This window comes from Nitrospirillum amazonense (assembly GCF_029594735.1).
GTDB lineage: Bacteria > Pseudomonadota > Alphaproteobacteria > Azospirillales > Azospirillaceae > Nitrospirillum > Nitrospirillum amazonense.
Genome location: NZ_JARPAF010000004.1, coordinates 1,353,552 through 1,373,341, shown reverse-complemented (window position 1 = coordinate 1,373,341; position 19,790 = coordinate 1,353,552). Strand labels below are relative to the sequence as shown.

14 protein-coding genes are annotated in these 19,790 nt (G+C 67.3%); 7 read left to right on the top strand and 7 right to left on the bottom strand.

What is annotated here, in order from left to right:
• The 3 genes from cyoB to P5F91_RS26795 all read right to left on the bottom strand — a co-directional run bounded on the left by cyoB (position 1) and on the right by P5F91_RS26795 (position 4,299).
• Positions 1-1,980, bottom strand: a complete 1,980-nt coding sequence (cyoB, locus tag P5F91_RS26805) for a cytochrome o ubiquinol oxidase subunit I (protein ID WP_145610239.1) — start codon at positions 1,978-1,980, stop codon at positions 1-3.
• A 3-nt stretch (positions 1,981-1,983) separates the two neighbouring features.
• A complete protein-coding gene (cyoA, locus tag P5F91_RS26800) occupies positions 1,984-2,880 on the bottom strand; it encodes a ubiquinol oxidase subunit II (RefSeq protein WP_145610238.1) in 897 nt (298 codons plus the stop codon).
• Positions 2,881-3,531: 651 nt separating this feature from the next.
• Positions 3,532-4,299 (bottom strand): FadR/GntR family transcriptional regulator, encoded by a 768-nt coding sequence (locus P5F91_RS26795; RefSeq protein ID WP_277908736.1) that lies wholly within the window; start codon positions 4,297-4,299, stop codon positions 3,532-3,534.
• Between the two features lie 297 nt (positions 4,300-4,596).
• On the opposite strand from P5F91_RS26795, the gene P5F91_RS26790 reads away from it, so the two are divergent.
• Genes P5F91_RS26790 through P5F91_RS26775 form a run of 4 tightly spaced genes read left to right on the top strand, consistent with a single transcriptional unit; the run spans position 4,597 to position 10,589 of the window.
• Complete coding sequence (locus P5F91_RS26790; protein ID WP_145610236.1) at positions 4,597-5,400, top strand: SDR family oxidoreductase; 804 nt, start codon at positions 4,597-4,599, stop codon at positions 5,398-5,400.
• Positions 5,401-5,422: 22 nt separating this feature from the next.
• Positions 5,423-7,255, top strand: coding sequence for an acyl-CoA dehydrogenase (locus tag P5F91_RS26785; protein ID WP_145610235.1), 1,833 nt, complete (start codon positions 5,423-5,425; stop codon positions 7,253-7,255).
• A gap of 27 nt (positions 7,256-7,282) precedes the next feature.
• A complete protein-coding gene (locus P5F91_RS26780) occupies positions 7,283-8,461 on the top strand; it encodes an acetyl-CoA C-acyltransferase family protein (RefSeq protein WP_277908735.1) in 1,179 nt (392 codons plus the stop codon).
• Positions 8,462-8,492: 31 nt separating this feature from the next.
• The gene (locus tag P5F91_RS26775) at positions 8,493-10,589 is read left to right on the top strand and encodes a 3-hydroxyacyl-CoA dehydrogenase NAD-binding domain-containing protein (RefSeq protein WP_277908734.1); all 2,097 of its coding nucleotides are present in this window, start codon (positions 8,493-8,495) and stop codon (positions 10,587-10,589) included.
• A gap of 6 nt (positions 10,590-10,595) precedes the next feature.
• Here the strand turns inward: P5F91_RS26775 and P5F91_RS26770 are convergent, their stop codons facing one another.
• Positions 10,596-10,778, bottom strand: coding sequence for a hypothetical protein (locus tag P5F91_RS26770; RefSeq protein WP_145610232.1), 183 nt, complete (start codon positions 10,776-10,778; stop codon positions 10,596-10,598).
• Between the two features lie 342 nt (positions 10,779-11,120).
• On the opposite strand from P5F91_RS26770, the gene P5F91_RS26765 reads away from it, so the two are divergent.
• Positions 11,121-11,594: a hypothetical protein gene (locus tag P5F91_RS26765; protein ID WP_145610231.1), complete on the top strand. Its 474-nt coding sequence runs from the start codon at positions 11,121-11,123 to the stop codon at positions 11,592-11,594.
• Positions 11,595-11,648: 54 nt separating this feature from the next.
• Here P5F91_RS26765 and P5F91_RS26760 read toward each other — a convergent pair whose 3' ends face one another.
• Positions 11,649-13,235: a porin gene (locus P5F91_RS26760; RefSeq protein WP_277908733.1), complete on the bottom strand. Its 1,587-nt coding sequence runs from the start codon at positions 13,233-13,235 to the stop codon at positions 11,649-11,651.
• 595 nt (positions 13,236-13,830) lie between these two features.
• Here P5F91_RS26760 and P5F91_RS26755 point away from each other — a divergent pair.
• Entirely contained in the window at positions 13,831-14,601 is a 771-nt protein-coding gene (locus tag P5F91_RS26755; protein WP_277908732.1) for an AraC family transcriptional regulator, read from the top strand.
• Positions 14,602-14,686: 85 nt separating this feature from the next.
• Positions 14,687-15,688, top strand: coding sequence for a DMT family transporter (locus tag P5F91_RS26750; protein ID WP_277908731.1), 1,002 nt, complete (start codon positions 14,687-14,689; stop codon positions 15,686-15,688).
• A 4-nt stretch (positions 15,689-15,692) separates the two neighbouring features.
• Here the strand turns inward: P5F91_RS26750 and P5F91_RS26745 are convergent, their stop codons facing one another.
• Positions 15,693-17,429 (bottom strand): tannase/feruloyl esterase family alpha/beta hydrolase, encoded by a 1,737-nt coding sequence (locus P5F91_RS26745; RefSeq protein ID WP_145610227.1) that lies wholly within the window; start codon positions 17,427-17,429, stop codon positions 15,693-15,695.
• 25 nt (positions 17,430-17,454) lie between these two features.
• A complete protein-coding gene (locus P5F91_RS26740; protein ID WP_277908730.1) occupies positions 17,455-19,590 on the bottom strand; it encodes a TonB-dependent receptor in 2,136 nt (711 codons plus the stop codon).
• Between the last annotated feature and the right edge of the window lie 200 nt (positions 19,591-19,790).

The window sequence follows — 19,790 nt, the reverse complement described above, 5'->3', positions numbered from 1 at the left end:
TTAGACCTGCGACGTCAGTTGCTTGAAGTACTTGCCCTCGGTCTCGGCCACCGTCTCGGAGGGGACGTAGTAGTCCCGGTTCTCGTTGAAGGTGTGGCCGATGCCCACCGCCACGGCGGCGGCGAACGCGGCGACCGCCAGCCACCAGATGTGCCAGATCAGCGCGAAGCCCAGGACGGCGATGAAGCCGCCGAGGATGACGCCCGTGCCCGTGTTGTGGGGCATGTGGATCTTGCCGTAGGCCGGCAGGGGCTGGAGGCCGGCACCGGTAGTCTGCTTCTGCTCCCAGAAGGCGTCGCGGCTGGTGACGACTGGGTCGACGGCGAAGTTGTAGAACGCCGGCGGGGACGAGGTCGCCCACTCCAGCGTGCGGCCGTTCCACGGGTCGCCGGTCAGGTCGCGCAGGGCCTTGCGGTTCAGCACGCTGACCAGGATCTGCAGGACGAAGGCGCCGATGCCGCAGGCGATGACCGCCGCACCCAGGGCCGCGACCAGCAGGTAGTTGTGCCAGACGACGTTGTCGACATGGTTCATGCGGCGGGTCATGCCCATCAGGCCCAGGGCGTACAGGGGCATGAAGGCCAGGTAGAAGCCGACCAGCCAGCACCAGAACGACACCTTGCCCAGGGTCTCGTTCAGCTTGAAGCCGAAGGCCTTGGGGAACCAGTAGGTGAAGCCGGCCAGGTAGCCGAACAGCACGCCGCCGATGATGACGTTGTGGAAGTGGGCGATCAGGAACAGGCTGTTGTGCAGGACGAAGTCGGCGGCGGGCACCGCCATCAGCACGCCGGTCATGCCGCCGATGACGAAAGTGACCATGAAGCCCAGGGTCCACAGCACCGGAACGGTGAACTGCACCCGGCCGCGATACATGGTGAACAGCCAGTTGAAGATCTTGGCGCCGGTGGGGATGGAGATGATCATCGTGGAAATGCCGAAGAAGGCATTCACGTTGGCGCCGGCGCCCATGGTGAAGAAGTGGTGGAGCCACACGATGAACGACAGCACGGTGATGCAGACCGTGGCGTAGACCATCGAGGTGTAGCCGAACAGCTTCTTGGACGAGAAGGTGGAGATGACTTCGGAGAAGATGCCGAAAGCCGGCAGGACCAGGATGTACACCTCAGGATGGCCCCAGGCCCAGATGAGGTTCACGTACATCATGGCGTTGCCGCCACCGTCGTTGGTGAAGAAGTGCATACCCAGGTAACGGTCCAGCGACAGCATCGCCAGCGTGGCCGTCAGGATGGGGAAGGCCGCCACGATCAGCATGTTGGAGCAGAGCGTGGTCCAGGTGAAAATCGGCATGCGCATCAGCGTCATGCCCGGGGCCCGCATCTTCAGGATGGTCGTGATCATGTTCACGCCCGCCAGCAGGGTGCCGACGCCCGAAATCTGCAGGGCCCACAGGTAATAGTCGACACCGACGCCGGGGCTGTACTGCAGCTCCGACAGGGGCGGATAGGCCAGCCAGCCGGTGCGGGCGAATTCACCCACCGCCAGCGAGATGTTGATCAGCAGCGCGCCCGCGGCCGTCAGCCAGAAGCTGAGGTTGTTCAGGTAGGGGAACGCCACGTCGCGCGCGCCGATCTGCAGCGGCACGACGATGTTCATCAGGCCGACCATGAAGGGCATCGCCATGAAGAAGATCATGATGACGCCGTGGGCGGTGAAGATCTGGTCGAAGTGCTCGGGCGGCAGCGGGCCGGCGGCGCCGGTGGAGGCCATCGCCTGCTGGGTGCGCATCATCACGGCGTCGGCGAAGCCACGCAGCAGCATGACCAGCGCCAGGATAATGTACATGATGCCGATGTTCTTGTGGTCGACCGAGGTCAACCACTTGGACCACAGGGGGCCCCACAGGCGGAAGAAGGTGATGCCCGCGAACAGGGCCGCACCACCCAGGACCATCATCGCCACGGCGCCCATGATGATGGGCTCGTGGTAGGGAATGGCCTCGAGAGTCAGTTTACCGAACATGGATTAACCCCTCGGCTTGGCGGGATTGCACAGCTGGAGGTCGCCGCCGGCCACTTCCTTGGCCATCGCCAGGCTGACCGCCGCGTCCATGCAGGTGGAACCGTCCGAGCACTTGTTGAGAATGTCGTGGTAGAGCGTGGGCTCGACCTCGGCGTAGTAGGAGACCGGGTCCTTCTCGCTGGGCTTGGCGAGATCACGGTACTTGGCCATCGTCAGCTTGCCCTCGCCGGCGCGCGCCTTCTCCACCCACTGGGCGAAGGCGTCGTCGGTCATGGCGTGCGCCACGAAATGCATGTCGGAGAAGCCGCCGCCGCTGTAGTTGGCGGACAGGCCGTCGAAGTCGCCGGCGGCGTCGGCCAGCAGGCTCAGCTTCGTCTCCATGCCGGGCATGGTGTAGATCTGGCTGCCCAGGCGCGGGATGAAGAAGGAGTTCATCACCGTGGCCGAGGTCAGCTTGAAGTGGACCGGGGTGCCGGCGGGGAAGGCCAGCTCGTTCACCGAGGCGATGTTCAGCTCGGGGTAGATGAACAGCCACTTCCAGTCCATCGAGACGACTTCGACCTCGACGGCCTTCTTGTCGGCGACCAGCTCACGGCTGGGCTCCAGGGTGTGCGAAGACACCCAGGTGACATAGGCCAGCACGGCGATGATGACGCAGGGGATGCCCCACACCGCCAGCTCGATCTTGGAAGAGTGGTCCCAGTCCGGCTTGAAGGTCGCCGCCTTGTTCGAGGCGCGGTAGCGCCAGGCGAACAGGAAGATCATGGCGATGACGGGGATCACGACGATGAGCATCAGGCACGTGGCCAGGATGATGATCGACTTTTCCTCGGCACCGATGGGGCCCGCCGGATCCAGCAGGGCCATGTCGCAGCCGCTGAGGAAGGGCGCAGCGGCCATGAGTGCCGCCAGGGATTTTGTGCGGCCGCGAAGGCTCCGCAAAATTCTAAGGGTCGCAGTCATTCTGTCCACGTAAAGCCGTGATTGATCGTCAACTCATGATTCTAATTTTTGGGCGCTTAGCCATTGGCGCGCTTGGGTTGTGGTGTTGACCCCTCAATGCTGACCCTTGCCGGCCCGCACGCAAGGCACGCCACCCCGCCGCGTCGCGTGAGGTTTCGCACTGCAAAAGAACTAGACCTCCGCCGCGTCATTTATCGAGTTCATTGTGTAGGGGGGATTGGACAATTGGTCCAAGGGCGGGCACCCCACCGGTCCGCGTACGCGCGGGTGCGTCGTGGCATAAATGGATATAGTGGCTTGATATCGCTGCAGTATTTCCAATGCGGCCGGCAAATTGTCCGGACGGGCACACGATTGCCATCCTATGACATGCGTATGGCGTAGGCCAGCCGTGCCCGAGGTTCAACCGCCATTCACGGTTAAAAGGGCATGTGCGCATCCGTTCCATCCGAAACGGTCGCCCGATTCGGAATCTGTCAGCACCACCAACGGTTTATGGTTACCGACCTGTTAAGGGCCGGAGCCAGGGTTGTGGCCGCAATTGCTGCGTGCGCGAAACAGGAAAATGTCTCGCGCCACGGTGGTGGTTCACCGCCGTGGCGGGGGGGCGGCGGGCGGCGCCGCGGTGGGATCCAAGGCCTCGTCCAGGTCCAGCCCGGCGGTGTCGTAGCCCCGGCGGAAATCCACCATGTGCTTGCGCATCCATTCCCGCGCCACCTCGGCGTCGCCGTCGGCCAGGGCCTCGACGATGCGCCGGTGGGCTTCCACCAGGCGGCGGGGGCCCACCGCCGACGTCTTTGGATGGCGGAACAGCCGTTCCAGGGCGGGATAGAACAGCTGGGTCACCGGCTCGCGCGCCAGCAGCAGGGCGCGGTTGCCCGCCGCCTCCGCCACCAGGATGTGGAAGGCGACGTCCAGCGGGATGATGGAGGCACCGGCGGCGATGGCCTCCTCCGTCGCCTCCACGTTGGCGCGCAGCTGCGCCAGGCGGCTGGCGTCGATGCGGCCGGCGGCGTGGGCGGCGGCGCTGGGCTCCAGATCCATCGACACCTCCCACAACTCGCGGAAGGTGACGCGCTGCATCACCATGGCGCGGGACAGGCGGGGCGCCAGGTCGCCGTAGTGGGGTTCGGCGACATAAAGGCGCCGCCCGGCCTCCCGCCGTACCAGGCCGCTCTGCTCCAGGATGCGGATGCCCTCGCGCACGGTGTGGCGGGTGACGCCGAACTGGTCAGCCAGTTCCGTCTCCGTCGGCAGGATATCCCCGGCGTTCAACCTGCCGGCCAGTATCTCCCGCTCTATGGTGTCGCTGACCACCTTATAGGTGGGCAGGATGGCCAGCCGTGCGAACGCCATGCGCCGAATGCCCCTTTGCCCGCCGTGCCGAATAGGCCCGACACTGGTCCCGTGCGGATGATGAAACCCCAGGCGGCAGTTCACTGCGGCCCGTCCTTATGAAAGCCCCTCTAGCACAAGCCGCCGCGTGCCGGAATTGATCTTGTGTTTTCAGGGCGATATTTCAATTGTCCAACAAACGAACAATGGCATACAGTGCCCCCGCCCGGCAACCGCCCCGAAGGGGACCGGGCCACGGGTAAATACCGGCCCCGGCAACGCATCCGGGATGCCGAACGACAGGAGGAAACGCCCATCATGTCTTCGCTCGCCGCCCCCAAGACGGATGCTTTGCATCGCCTGTTCGACCTGTCCGGCCAGGTGGCTTTGATCACCGGCGGATCGCGCGGGCTGGGCCTGCAGATCGCGGAGGCGCTGGGTGAGTTCGGTGCCCATCCCGTACTGGTGGCCCGCAAGGCGGAGGAGCTGGAGGCCGCCGTGGCCCACCTGGCCGGCCAGGGCATCACCGCCACCGCCATTCCCGCCGACCTCAGCCGCCAAGAGGCCATGGCCCCGCTGGTGGAGAAGGTGATGGCGGACCTGGGCCGCATCGACGTGCTGGTGAACAACGCCGGCACCACCTGGGGTGCCCCGGCGCAGGACCACACGCCGGAACAGTGGGCCAAGGTGGTGGACCTGAACCTCAACGCCGTGTTCTTCCTGACCCAGGCCGTGGCGCGGGCCGCCATGCTGCCCCTGAAGCGGGGGCGCATCGTCAACGTCGCCTCCATCGCCGGACTGCAAGGACACCACCCGCGTATGGTGGGCACCGTCGCCTATGGCACCACCAAGGGCGCCCTGGTCAACATGACCCGCGTGCTGGCGGCGGAATGGGGCCCCTATGGCATCACCGTCAACGCCCTGGCGCCGGGCTTCTTCCCGTCCAAGATGACGCGCGGCACCCTGGCCAAGCATGAGGCCGACCTGGTGGCGGGCACCCCCCTGGGCAAGCTGGGCAACGACCAGGATCTGAAGGGTGCCGCCCTGCTGCTGGCCACGGCCGCCGGCGGCCACATCACCGGCCAGATCCTGGCCGTGGACGGCGGCGTCAGCGTCATCTGAAGCCAGCAGGAAGGAGCCACCCATGACCACGCCCCCGGTGCGCGCCCGCGACCTCGGCTTCCTGCTGCATGACTGGCTGGACCTGAAGGGCCTGCTGGCCTACCCACATTTCCAGGATCACAGCGTGGAAACCGTGGACGCCATGCTGGATATCGCCGGACGGGTGGCGGCGGACACCTTCCTGACCCATTACAAGGCAGCCGACAGCCAGGAGCCGCACCTGGTGGAGGGGCAGGTGCGCATCCTGCCCGCCATCCATCAGGCGCTGGCCGCCTTCGCGGAGGTCGGCATGTTCGCCGCCCCCTTCGATGCCGAGGTCGGCGGTTTGCAACTGCCGCAACTGGCCTACAGCGCCGCCATGGCGCACTTCATGGCCGCGAATGTGGCGACGTCGGCCTATCCCATGCTGACCACCGGCAACGCCAAGCTGCTGGTGCGCTACGCCAACGAGGCGTTGGTCAAAGCCTGCGCCCTGCCGGAGATCGAGGGCCGCTACTTCGGCACCATGTGCCTGTCAGAGCCCCAGGCCGGGTCCTCGCTGGCCGACATCGCCACCCGCGCGGTGCCCGATGGCGATGACGGGCTGGGTGCCCGCTATCGCCTGTTCGGCAACAAGATGTGGATCTCCGGCGGCGACCAGGACGCCAGCGAGAACATCATCCACCTGGTGCTGGCCAAGGTGCCGGGTCCGGACGGCAAGCTGATCCCCGGCACCCAGGGCATCAGCCTGTTCGTCGTGCCCAAGGTTCTGGTCTCGGGCTCGGACTACGCCGGCCAGCGCAACGACGTGGTGGTGGCGGGCCTGAACCACAAGATGGGCTATCGCGGCACCGCCAATTGCCTGCTGAACTTCGGTGAGGGCGCGCACCACCGGCCGGGCGGCATCGCCGGGGCCGTGGGCTACCGCGTGGGCGGGGTAGGGCAGGGCCTGCCCATCATGTTCCAGATGATGAACAGCGCCCGCATTTCCGTTGGCCTCGGGGCCGCCATGCTGGGCTACCGCGGCTACCGCCTGGCGGTGGATTACGCCCGCGACCGCCGCCAAGGGCGGCCGATTGGCGGCAGAGGGGGCGCGCCCATCGCGATCATCGACCACCCCGACGTGCGCCGCCTGCTGCTGGCGCAGAAGGCCTACGCCGAGGGCGCGCTGGCCCTGGTGCTGTATTGCGCCCGGCTGGTGGATGAGGAACTGCACGGGCCGGCCGAGGGACGGGATGAGGCGGCCGGCCTTCTGAGCCTGCTGACCCCCATCGCCAAGACCTGGCCCTCGGAATGGGGCTTGGCCGCCAACGACCTGGCCATCCAGGTGCATGGCGGTTACGGCTACACCCGCGATTTCGATGTGGAGCAGCTGTACCGCGACAACCGCCTGAACCCCATCCATGAGGGCACCACGGGCGTGCAGGGCCTGGACTTGATGGGGCGCAAGACCCTGAAGGATGACGGTGCCTCCCTGGCCACGCTGCGGCACCGGGTGACCGCGACGGTGGAGCGGGCGCGCCATCTGCCGGCCTTGGCCGACTTCGCCCATGTGCTGGACGTTACCTGGGCCCGCATCGGCGCCCTGGTGGGCCACCTGAAGGCTGCCGGCGACGATGTCGCCAGCCTGGCCCAGGCGACCTCCTTCCTGTCGGCCTTCGGCCATGCCGTGGTGGCCTGGCAGTGGCTGGACCAGGCGGTGGTGGCGGGCAGCCTGGCCGCCACCGATGACCCGGACGAGACGGCCTTCCGTGCCGGCAAGCTGGCCGCCTGCCGCTTCTTCTTTGAGACTGAGGTGCCGCGCGTCGATGTCTGGCTGGGCATCGTCGGCCGGCGCAGCGACCTGACCCAGACCTTCGATCCCGCCGGCTTCTGACGCTGGCCCCAGATAGGAAAAAGCACCATGACCGAGGTGTTCATCGTTTCCGGCGTCCGCACGGCCATCGGCGATTTCGGTGGCGCGCTGAAGGACATCGCCCCCGGCGAACTGGCGACCAAGGTGACCCGTGCCGCGCTGGACCGCGCCGGCGTGGCCAACGACGCCGTGGGCCATGTCGTCTTCGGCCAGGTCATCCCGACGGAGCCGCGCGACGCCTATCTCGCCCGCGTGGCCGGCATCGGCGCCGGGCTGCCGGTGGAGGTCCCGGCCCTGACCGTCAACCGCCTGTGCGGTTCCGGCCTGCAGGCGGTGGTGTCGGCGGCCCAAAGCATCCTGCTCGGCGACTGCGACGTGGCGGTGGCCGGCGGGGCGGAGAACATGAGCCGCGCGCCCTATCTGCTGCCCGATGCCCGCTGGGGCAGCAAGATGGGCGATGCCCGCGTGGTAGACTATCTCAACGGCGCCCTGTCCGACCCCTTCGACCGCAACCTGATGGGGGTGACGGCGGAGAGGGTCGCGCAGCGCTATGGCATCAGCCGCGATGACCAGGACGCGCTGGCCCTGGAAAGCCACCGCCGTGCCGCCCGCGCCCAGGCCGAGGGCCGCTTCACCGAGCAGATCCTGCCGGTGGAGGTGACGGTGAAGCGCCAAACGGTGCAGTTCGCCACGGACGAGCATGTGCGCCCGGACCTGGCGCCGGGGGATTTGGCCAAGCTGCGTACCGTGTTTCAGAAGGACGGCACCGTCACCGCCGGCAACGCCTCGGGCATCAACGATGGCGCTGCCGCCGTGGTGCTGGCCTCGGGCGAGGCGGTCAAGCGCCTGGGCCTGACGCCGCTGGCCCGCCTGGTGGGCTATGCCCACGCCGGGGTGGACCCGGCCTACATGGGCATCGGACCCATCCCGGCGACGCGCAAGCTGCTGGCCCGCACCGGCCTGACGGTGCAGGACTTGACCGTCATCGAATCCAATGAGGCCTTCGCGGCGCAAGCCTGCGCCGTGGCGCGTGAGCTGGACTTCGACCCCGATCGGGTGAACCCTAATGGCAGCGGCATTTCCCTGGGCCACCCGGTGGGCGCCACCGGCGCCATCAACCTGGTGAAGGCGCTCTATGAGCTGCGTCGGGTGAGCGGCAGGCGTGCGCTGGTCACCATGTGCATTGGTGGCGGGCAGGGTATCGCCGCCGTCATCGAAGCCGTTTGAGCCCAACCCTCACCAGGAAGGAAGCCGCCCCATGCCGGTGCACATCGATATCCGCGACGGCGTCGCCGTCCTGACTCTGGACCGCCCGCCGGTCAACAGCTTCGACCTGGCGCTGCGCCGCGACCTGCGCGCCGCCCTGGCGATGGTCATGACCAAGCCGGGGGTCGAGGCCGTGGTGCTGACCGGCGGCACGCGCCACTTCTCGGCCGGGGCGGACATCGAGGAGTTCGCCGCCGGCACCCGGGGTGGGGCCACGGCCGTGCCCACGCTGCCCGATGTGATCATCGATCTGGACCAGGCGGCCAAGCCGGTGGTGGCCGCCATCGCCGGCACCTGCCTGGGCGGCGGGCTGGAGGTGGCGCTGGGCTGTCACCACCGCGTGGTCGCCGCCAATGCCACCTTGGGCCTGCCGGAGGTGAAGCTGGGCATCCTGCCCGGTGCCGGCGGCACCCAGCGCTTGCCCCGCGCGATCGGTGTCAAGGCGGCCTTGGACATGATCCTGTCCGGCGCGCCGGTGAACGCCGCCACGGCAGCGAAGCTGGGCCTAGCCACCCTGTCGACCGGTGACCTGATCGAGGATGCGGTGGCCGTGGCCAGGCAAGCGGTGCGGGACGGCGCCAAGCCGCGGCTGTCCTTGCTGCGGGCGGAACTGCCCGCCGACGCCGGGGCCGACTGGTTCCAGCGTCAGATCGATGGGCTGAAGCGACCGCTGCCGGCGCCGCTGGCCTGCATCGAGGCGGTGCGGGCGGCGGTGGAGCTGCCCTTCAGCCAGGGACTGCAGCGGGAATTCAACCTGTTCCGCGAGCTGGTGGTGACGCCGGAATCCAAGGCGCTGCAATACGCCTTCTTCGCCGAGCGCCGCGCCGCCCGGATCGAGGGGCTGAGCCCCGACGTGCAGCCCCGGGCCATCGAACGCGTGGCGGTCATCGGCGCCGGCACCATGGGGGCCGGCATCGCCACCGTGGCCGTCAACGCCGGGCTGGAGGTCATCCTGCTGGACCGGGATGAGGCCGGGGTGCAGAAGGGTGTCGCCGGCATCACCAAGGGCTATGACGCCGCCGTGGCCAAGGGCCGCATGGATGGGGCCGAGCGGGACCGCCGCCTCGGCCGCCTGCACACCGCCACTGATCTGGCGGCCTGCGCCGCTGTCGATTTGGTGATCGAGGCCGCGTTCGAGGATATGGGCGTGAAGCAGGATATCTTCCGCACCCTGGACAAGGTCTGCGGGCCGGACGCCATCCTGGCCAGCAACACCTCCACCTTGGATCTGGACGCCATCGCCGCCATCACCAGCCGTCCGCAAAGCGTGGTGGGCCTGCACTTCTTCAGCCCGGCGCCGGTGATGCGCCTGCTAGAGGTGGTGCGGGGGGCCGAGACCGCGCCCGAGGTGCTGGCCACGGCCATGGCGCTGTCGCGCAAGCTGGGCAAGGTCGGCGTCGTCGCCGGCGTCTGCAACGGCTTCATCGGCAACCGCATGGTCGAGGAATACCTGCGCCAGGCCTATTTCCTGGTGGATGAAGGCGTGCTGCCCTGGCAGGTGGACGGCGCCCTGGAACGCTGGGGCATGGCCATGGGGCCTTTCGCCATGATGGACCTGGCGGGCAACGACATCGGCCGCGCCATCCGCGCCGGGCGCAAGGCGCTGGGCGATGAACGCCCCTACTCCACCTTCCCCGACAAGATTTGCGCGCTGGGCCGGTTCGGACAGAAGACCGGCAAGGGCTATTACCAGTACGACCCAGCCACCCGGGCGCGGGAAACGGATCCGGAGGTCGATGCCCTGGCCCAAGCCCACGCCAAGGAGATCGCCCAGGAATTCGGCCTCAGCCCCCGCGTCATCGGGGATGAGGAGATCGTGGCCCGCTGCCTGCTGGCGTTGGCCAACGAAGGGGCGGCCCTGCTGGGCGAGGGCATCGCCCAGCGCGCATCGGACATCGACGTCGTTTATCTCAACGGCTACGGCTTTCCCGCTCACAAGGGTGGGCCGATGTTCCACGCCGACAGCCTGGGGCTGGAAAACGTGCTGCGCTTGATGGAAGGCTTCCTGGAGGGCTATCAGGGCCAGTTCTGGAAGCCGGCCCCCCTGTTGTGGGAAAAGGCCAGCGCCGGCGGTCGCCTGACCGCCTGAAGGGGGTCAAGAGGGCGTGCCGGGCAGCCCGCCGTCGGCGGGTGTTCCGTCCTCGGCTTCATCCTGGGCCAGGTGCCTGTCCAGGGTCTGCTTCAGGGCCAGCAGCATGGACCAGCCCAGTTGGCCTTGGGACAGGTTGTAGGCGCTCATTATTCCGGACAGGCTGCCCAATATTACAGTGCTTTCCATGGTGCCGGGCACCTCGCGTTGATCAGGTCGTGGACCGGTTCTCGCTGGGTGATACGGCGGGAAAAAGGCGACCCGTCGCGGCCCGAAGGCCTGGCCGCACCGACAGGCAGGGCCTGAGCATTCGTCAACTATCTATATATTTCAAAGAATTAACATGATCTTCGGCGTATTGGCCCACGGGTCATGCATCTTTCGGGTGCGCGGTTTTGGCGCGGGGCGTGCCGTGGACACGCCGCCGCCGCGCCCCATTTCGGCTCCAATCCGCCGCGACCGTGGGCGGACGAAAGGACGGACGGGCCCGGTTGGGGGTAACCGCCGCCTGGAAGGAAGGAGCAAACCATCATGAAGCATATCAAAGTCTTGGGCGCCGCCCTGGTTCTGATGGCCGCGTCGGCCTGCGCCACCGCGCCCGGTCCGGCGCACGCCCAGCCGGCCCACCCCGCCTATCTGCACGCCCTGTCTGATCTGCGCATGGCCCGCGCCCTGCTGGATCGCCCGGCGGAATACAACGTGGTGCGTGACCAGTTCGCCGCCATCGACCATGTGAACGGCGCCATCGGCGAAATCCGCCACGCCAGCTATGACGATGGCAAGGACCCTAACTGGAACCCGCCCATCGACGCCAACATCAACCATCGGGGCCGTCTCACCAAGGCGCTGGACCTGATCGCCACCGCCGAGCGCGACCTGCGGTCCGAGGAAGACAATCCCCGCGCCGCGGGTTGGCGCAACGCCGCCTTCCATCACCTGGAAGAGGCGCGGCACGCGGTGGAGCACGCCATCATGGACAAGCGCATCGATGAGGATCGGTACTGATGATGCAGCGTGCGGGCGGCGGCGGCCGCCGCCCGCTTCGCCATGGGGCAAGTTCTAGAAGTTGAACCGGACACCCGTGGCGGGAGAGATGTTGTCGGTATGCAGGTAACCCGCCGCCAAGCCGCCCGCGACCTCGGAGTACATGACGCCCAGATAGGCGTCGAAGCGGCGGGCGAAGCGGTAGTCGGCCACCAGGGAATAGGCGTTCAGCGTGCCGGAGCAGGTGGCGGCGCTGGCGTCGGAGCAGCTCTTGGCCCCGAAGCTGTTCTGGTCGTAGTGGTAGAAGCCCGCCGACAAATCCACCTTGGGCGTGACGGCATAGCGGGCGCCGGCCCAGGTGACCTGGATGATCTTGTCGTGGACGAAGGCGCTATTGTTCACGAAGGCCAGGGTATAGCCGCCGATGTCGGTCGAACCGGCGCGCAGGGGGACGGAAGGATTGGCGAAGTCGATGTGCTCGTAACCGGCATAAAGCTTCCACTGCGGGTCCAGGACATAGGACCCCATCAGCGCGTAGGACGTGTTGTCGGAAATGGTGGCCGCCAGTGAGTTGCTGGGGCTGTATCCCAGCGCGGTGGCTTGGGTCACCTGGGCCGCGGTCAGACTGCCCGCCGACACCATGTCCTGCTTCTGCGCATACGTGGCGTCCACGGACAGCCCGCTGACCTCGGCACCGGCGTTCAACTGCAGGGCGTTGCCGTGCATACCGCCGTTATCCTCACCGAATTGGTACATGGCGCCCAGGTGCAGCGGCCCGAACTTGTTCATGTACTTGACGGAATTATCGAGACGGAAGTCCTCCGTGCTGCCGCCGCCGCCCGTCAGGCCCGAGAAGCCGATGACGGAGAAGGCGTAGGAGCTTTGCTGCGGGTCGTAGGTGATGATGTTGTCGGCCAGGATGGTGTTCTGGCGGCCGAAGGTGACGGTGCCCCAGTCCTTGGAACTGGCGCCGACATAGGCGGCGCGGTTGAACGCCTGGCCGGCATGGCTGGAATCGCCGTTGGCGGTCTGCTTGGTCAGGGCCACGCCGTTATTGGCCGCCATGGAATGCGGACCGTCGGCCAGCTGGCCGGACTGCGGGTTGAAGCCTGTCTCCACCTTGAACAGGGCCGACCAGCCGTCGGCGAACTCCTCCGACCCGCGCAGGCCGACCTTGGACTGGCTGAGGCCGTTGCCGGCTAATGAGGCGATGCCCTTGTTGCCGTTCTTGCTGACCAGGAAGTCCAGCCCTGGCGGGTAATAGGGGCTGAGCGGCGCGCCGTGCGACTGGTAGGAGAAGCCCATGTCGACGGTGCCGTAGAGGGTGATGCCGTAGAAGGTCAGGCTGCCGTCCTTGGGCAACTGAGGATGGGCGGCCGCGTCCGCCACCTTCTGCGCCGCTTGCGCCGCGGACTGGGCGGCCTGGGCCTGTTGCGCCGCCTGTGCCGCCGTCTGGGTGCTGGCGGCCGTCTGGCCCGCCGTCTGGGTCTGCTGCGCCTCCAGCGTGTTCAGCCGATCCTGCATCGCCTGCATGGCCTTGGCCTGGGCCGCCATCTGGGCCTGGGCCTCCTGCATCTGCTGGCGCAGCTTGCGCAGTTCATCGGCGTCGTTGGCGCGGGCCGTGGCCGGCGCCAAGGCCAGCAGGGCGCACACGGCGGTCATGGCCCAGAGACCCCCGGTCACGGGCGCCATGCGCCCGCGGGCCGCCCGGCATGCCGGTGCCAAGGCATGATTCATCGTCAAGGTCACGAGAGACCCTCCCACATTTGATGGTTTTTCTTGTTCGCGGCATGGAAATGCCGCCTCCGGTGGCCGATTTCGGGCCGACGGAATACATTTCCCAAAGACTGAAGCTTGAGAATCTGGCCTCGTTTCTCTAGCGTCCGTCAGGCCGGCCTTTTTCAATGCCGATTCCATCAGTATCGCTAATCATTTGATTAGAGGGCGTGATGGCTTTTTAAGAAATTAAATACGCTTTTATGAGTCTAAATTTATTTTTAATATCCGCCGATGCGCCAAGATCTGAGGGATTTCGTGGGTGATTATTGGTTAACAGATGGTTGCCGGACTAATGTTCGTGGTCGCCGTCACTTTAGCCTCCTTTTCTTCTCTCTCCTGGATCTCCCCGCCGAGGAGCCCTCGATCGGCGCGACTGGTATGGGGGCTTCACCCTTGGTGGTGCTTTCCCGGGGCCGCCAACCGTGACACGATGGGTTGACCTCTCAACCCCCGTTGGCCGCATCTGCGCCCGCAACCCATGACCGCCTCTTCCGCCGACAGCCACCTCAGCTTCCGCCGGTATCGTTCGGTTGGGTTTTGCCACACCCATGACCATGCCCAGATCGTGCTGCCTTGCCAGGGAACCCTGGAGATGGAGGTGGGCGGACGTGGGGGACGGGTGGATGCCGCCGTCGCCGCCTTCGTCCTGCCGGGGGAAGTGCATTGCCAGCGGGCCGAGGGCGATAATCGCTTCCTGATCGTGGACTGCGCCGGCGGTGAGGGAGCCGGTGCGCCGGACGGGCGCGTGCTGGAACGGTTGGGCCGCCGTACTTTCCTGCCCATGACGCCGGCCGTGCGTCGCCTACTGGATTTCATTACCCTGACGGCCGGCAATGCCGATGCCGGCGGCATGCACCTGGACGGCCTCGCCCGGCACTGGACGCCCCTGCTGCTGGATACGCTGATGGCGGAACCGGCCCGCCCTGTCTCACGCCTGCATGCGCTACTCGCCCGTGTGGAGGCGGCGCCCGAGCGGCCCTGGACGGTGGAGATCATGGCGCGTACGGCGGGCCTAAGCGCCAGCCGGCTGCACGCCCTGTTCCGGGAGGAATTGGACCAGACGCCCCAGGCCTACGTGGCGTCGTTGCGCCTGGCCCGTGTCATGGACCAGCTGGCCGGCACCACCCTGTCCATCGCCCAGATCGCCTATCAGTCCGGCTATGCCGACCAGAGCGCGCTGACCCGCGCGCTGCGCCGCGCCGTGGGCCTGACCCCCGCCGCCTATCGCCGCCAGCATGGGCGGGGGTGATAGCCTCGGTCCAAACAATTGGAGGATCCGTCTATCGCAGCGGCCGCCCTCTCGCCATTTTCAGGGCGATGAAAGGGGAAGGGGCATGAGGACGGACAGGACCATATTGGCCGGGATCGGCTGTGGCGTGATGGCGGGGGCGTTCTGGGGCGTGGTGTTCCTGGGCCCCCGCGTGCTTCAAGCCTTTTCCCCGCTGCAGCTGGCGGCATCGCGCTATCTGCTGTACGGCCTGGTCTCGGGGGGGCTGATCCTGCCGCGCTGGCGGCTGCTCAAGGCCCAGGTGGGGCATGGGGAATGGCTGGCGCTGCTGCGCCTCAGCCTGCTGGGCAACATCGTCTATTACATTTTCCTGGCCAGCGCCGTGCACTTGGCCGGCGTCGCCGCCACCTCCCTGGTCATTGGCCTGCTGCCCATGGCCGTCACCCTGGTGGGCAGCCGGGAGCAAGGGGCGGTTCCCCTGCGGGCATTGATCCTGCCCTTGTCCCTGGGGGTGGCCGGTGTATCGCTCATCGGCGCCGACCTGATGGGGCGTCCAGGTGTCGGCGAAATTTCGGTAGCGGAACGATTTCTGGGCCTGGCGTGTGCCGGCGGGGCGCTGGCCTGCTGGACCCTCTACGCCGTGCTGAACAGCCGCTGGCTGGCCCGCCTGCCCGCCGTGTCGGCGCACGACTGGTCGCTGCTGACCGGTGTCGCCACCGGTGCCCTGGCCCTGCTGCTGGCCCTGCCCGCCTTCCTCTGGCACACCACGCCGAATGCCGCTGGACCGCATGCCGTTGGCGATTGGGCGCTGTTCTGGGGCGTCAGCGCCGGCGTGGCCATCGGCGCCAGCGTGGTCGGCAACGCCCTTTGGAACCGGGCCAGCCGTTTGCTGCCCCTGACCTTGGTGGGGCAGATGATCCTGTTCGAAACGCTGTTCGCCCTGCTGTACGGATTTCTTTGGGACGCGCGGTGGCCCACCCTGCTGGAGGGCCTGGCCATCCTGGCCCTGGTCGCCAGCGTTGGCCTGTGCGTCGGCCGGCATCAACGTCGACCGGAAGACGCCGCCCCCGAGGCCGTGTGCCCGGAGGCGGCCTCGGAGGCGACGTAAGGCCTCACAACGCGCAGTCGAAGCTGTCGGCGCTGTTGAGGTCACCCGTGCCTTTATAGCGCGCCACCTTGGGGTAGGGGCACAGGGGCCGGGTACGGCCGGGCCAGGGGGTGTCCGGCCCGGCGCTGGCCAGGATGCGGTCCGGCGCCTGGCCTTGCTCCACCCAGCGCACCAGGGCGCCGAAGGCGTCGTAATGGGTGGTGGCGGGGCCACCGGCGCAATGGTTCATGCCCGGCACGGGGAAGACCCGGACGAAGGCGGCGGCCTTGCCCCCCTGGCGGCTGTCCACCTCCCGCCACCAGGCCAAGGTGTCGTTGATGGAGAACACGGGGTCGGAGGCGCCGTGGGGCACCATCAGCTTGGCGCCCCGCGCCTTGAGGCCGGACAGGTCGGGGGAGCGTGCCGACACGTCCTGCCAGGCTGACCGGGGGAACGTGGCGCTGGTCGCCGTCAGCTGAGCCGCCACCTGGTCGATGTCCAGGCCCATCTGCCAGCGCAGCAGCGCCTGCGGATCCGGCGGCAGGGGCGTGGGCGGTGTGGTGAAGACCGAGGCCAGCGAGGCGCCGCCCAAGGCGACGTTCAGGCTGGGCACCTTGTCGGCCAAGCCCAGCTTCCAGATGCGCCAGCCGGGGGCGGCCACACCGGCATCCCAGGGCCAGTCGCTGTAGATCGCCTGGCCGGCCTTGGTGCGGGGGCCTCCGTAGGACTGGGTGATGGCGGTGACCTGGTTGGGGCTGAGGCAGCCGTCCACCTTGGCGCCGGCGCAGGTGCGGGTCTTCAGCGCCGGCGCCACCTTGGCGGCGGTGCACTGGGCGAAGGTACCGACGATGCCGTCCTTGGCGCCATCGTCGGCGTCGCACGCTTCCAGCACCGCGTCGCGGACAAGGCCCAGGTCGGCGTCGCTGAAGGCGGCGGACAGCAGGGGGAACGACGGTTGGCCGTCCGGTCCCTTGGCCAACGCGGCAAAGGCCTGCACGTCCCACGCCTGGGCCAGCGCGGCGCGGGGCAAGGCGAAGCCGGGGGCGCTGGCCAGGATGCCGTCGAACTCTTCCGGATGTTGCTGGGCGAAGACCATGCCTTCCTCCCCACCCTTGGAACAGCCGACAAAGTAGGAACGGTGGGGGGTGCTGCCGTAGAAGGCCGCGACCAAGGCCTTGGCCGCGTCGGCCACCGGCTTCAGCGAGGCATTGCCGTAGTCGGCCCGCGCTTGCGGGTCGAAGCCGAAGGCGGCGGTGCCGCCGTGTGTCGGATCAGTATTGCGGGCGTTGTCATGGCCGGAGTCCTGGCTGACCACGGCGTAACCCTGCAGCAGGGCCGGTGGCGTGTCCGACCCCGTTGGGCCGATGGCGTTGCCGACCTCGCCGTTGGTGCCGCCGCCGCCCTGGAAGAAGAAGCCCTGGTTCCAGGTAGTGGGCAGGCGGACATGGAAGCGGATGGCGTAGGCCTGGCCGTCCACGCCGGTTCGCTCATGCATCACGCCGTAGACTTCGCAATGTTCCGGCAGCTGCACCGGGGTGCCTGGGGCGCCCGGCATCATGGGTGGCAGGGTGATGGGGCCGGCGGCCTGCGGCGTGGACGAGACGATGCGGGTGTCGGCGTCCGGCCAATGGCCGGCCATGGTCTTTTCAAGCGCCAGGCAGCGACCTTTCAGGTCCGGTTCCGCCGCGTGCGCGGTCGCGGTTAGGGCCAGCAGGCTGGCGCTGGCGGCCAGGCCCAATGCTGCGCGGGAACGGGATGGCATGGGATGTTTCCCTCTCTTGGGCGGGTCAGAACTCGACATGCAGGCGCAGGCCGTATTCACGCGGCGCGCCATAGAATTCGTTGTTGCCGGACTGGCCGGTGACGTACTTCCGGTCGGTCAGATTGGTGCCGTAGGCCTCCACCGTCCAGTCGCCGGCGCGCAGCGTGACCAGGGCGGACAGTAGGGTGCGGCCGGCCAGGTAATCGGTCACGCGGGAATAGAGGATGTCGGTATAGCTGGGCCCGACATAGGCGATGTTCAGACGGGGCGTCAGGGTCATGCCGCCGGGCAGATCGACGGTGTAGTCGACGCCGGCATTGCCGGTCCATTTGGGCGAGAACAGGTTGGGCCCGCCGCCGCCCGTGCGCAGATAGCTGGTGTAGTCGAAACAGGTGGGCGGGTTGCTGGCCGTGCCAGCGGGGCATTGCGGCCCCAGGGTGCCGGAGGGGAGCTGGCGCAAATTGACCACGGTGACGGAACCCAGCTGGCTGTCGACATAGGCGAAGCCGGCATCCACGCCAAAGCCGCCATATTTGGCCTGCACCTGGCCCTCGATGCCTTTGATGGTCGCGTCCGACAGGTTGGTCACGCCGTTCTGGCCATTGGTCAGGTCGATACGGCCAAACTGGAAGCCCTTGTAGTCGTTATAGAAGGCACCCAACTGCGTGCGCAGGTGGCCGTTCAGCAGCGTGGTCTTCCAGCCCACCTCATAATCCCATACCGTTTCCGGGGCGAATTGGGAGGTGGAGGAGTTGAAGCCGCCCGGTTTGTAGCCGCGCGCGGCGAAGGCATAGAACAGGGTGTCGGCGTCGGGTTTCCAGTTCAGCGCCACCTTGCCCGTGGGCATGCTGTCGTCATGCCGGCCGGCTGTGTCGGCCACCTTCAGGCCGTTGCCGGGGAAGCCCGGAATCCCGCGGCCGATGTAGACGCCGCCGTCGCCGGTGACATGGAACCAGCTTTCCCGCGCACCGACCTGCAGTTCCAGGTCCGGCGTGATCTTGTAGCCGCCCTGGGCGAAGACGCCGGTGGTCAGCTTGTTGTTCTTGGTGCCGATGTTGGTGGGGAATCCCGCGTTCTCGTTCAGGATGTCGACATCGATCTTGTTGCGCTGGTAATAGCCGCCGACGATCCAGTTGAAGGCGCCGTCGGTGGGGGAGAGGATGTTGACCTCCTCTGTCCATTCCCGTTCGCGCACATATTGTTGTTCGGTCTGGGTCGCGGCGGTGGTGGCGTCGCTGTCGTACAGGTTGTTGATGCGCTTGTTCTGGAAGCCGCTCAACGACCGCACGGTGATGCCATCCTCGAACTCATAGCGCAGTTCCAGGCTGTTGATGATGGCGCGTTCGGAATTCTGCGTGGGCGCGTTGTAGTCCAGGTTGCGGATGCCGGGCACGGCGTCATCGGCATACTGGGTGCCTGGGATGGGGCGGTAGGCGTAACCCCCGGTGTTCTTGTTCGCCGCCTCCACCTTCAGCAGCGCCTGGAAGGCGCCGGGGTGCCACAGCACGCCCAGCCGCCCGTCCGTCTCGTTCAGCCCGCCGGGCTGGTTGTGATAGGGGCCGACGTCGTCATAATAGCTGTCGTGCTCGCGATGGTTGGCCGCCAGGCGGATCGCCAGCGTATCGGTCAGGGGGATGTTGATGGCGCCCTGCGTCGCCACAGCGGCGTAGTTGCCGTAGGCGACCTCGCCATAGCCCTCCACCCGATCCAGCTCGGGGCTTTTGCTGGTGATGAACATGGCGCCGCCGGTGGAGTTCGACCCCACCAGCGTACCCTGGGGGCCGCGCAGCACCTCGACATTGGCGATGTCGTAGAAGCTGTTGGTGGTGACGATGGGCGGCTGGAACAGGCCGTCGATATAGGTGGCCACGCCGTTGGCCACCTGGGGCGATCCGCTGGCCAGGCCGATGCCGCGGATGTTGACCGATTGGGTCAGGCCGGCATCCGTCACCGTCAGGGCGGGCGAGGCGAACTGCAGGTCCGACAGGCGCGTCACGGCCTTGTCGGCCAGCTTGTCGCCACTGATCGCCATGGCGGCGATGGCCACGTTCTGCAGGTTCTCGGTGCGCCGTTCGGCCGTCACCACGATCTCCTGCAGCGTGTCGCTTGCGGGTTGAGGGGCCGATTGCGCCAGGGCCGATGCGGACAGGCATAAAGCCATGGCCGTCGCCATCGCCGCGGAAGTGGCCTGTAAAGTAGCCTTTACCATTTTGTAATGCCTCCCTCGGATTTTATTGGGCGGCCTCCGGATTGCCCGGGGCGCCGACGTTTGGTGCTTGGGTACAGGCGGTGCTTAAGGCTGCGCGGGGCCGATACGGTGTCGGCCGGCATAACGTGCGGCGGGCCCGTCGGCGATGCGAA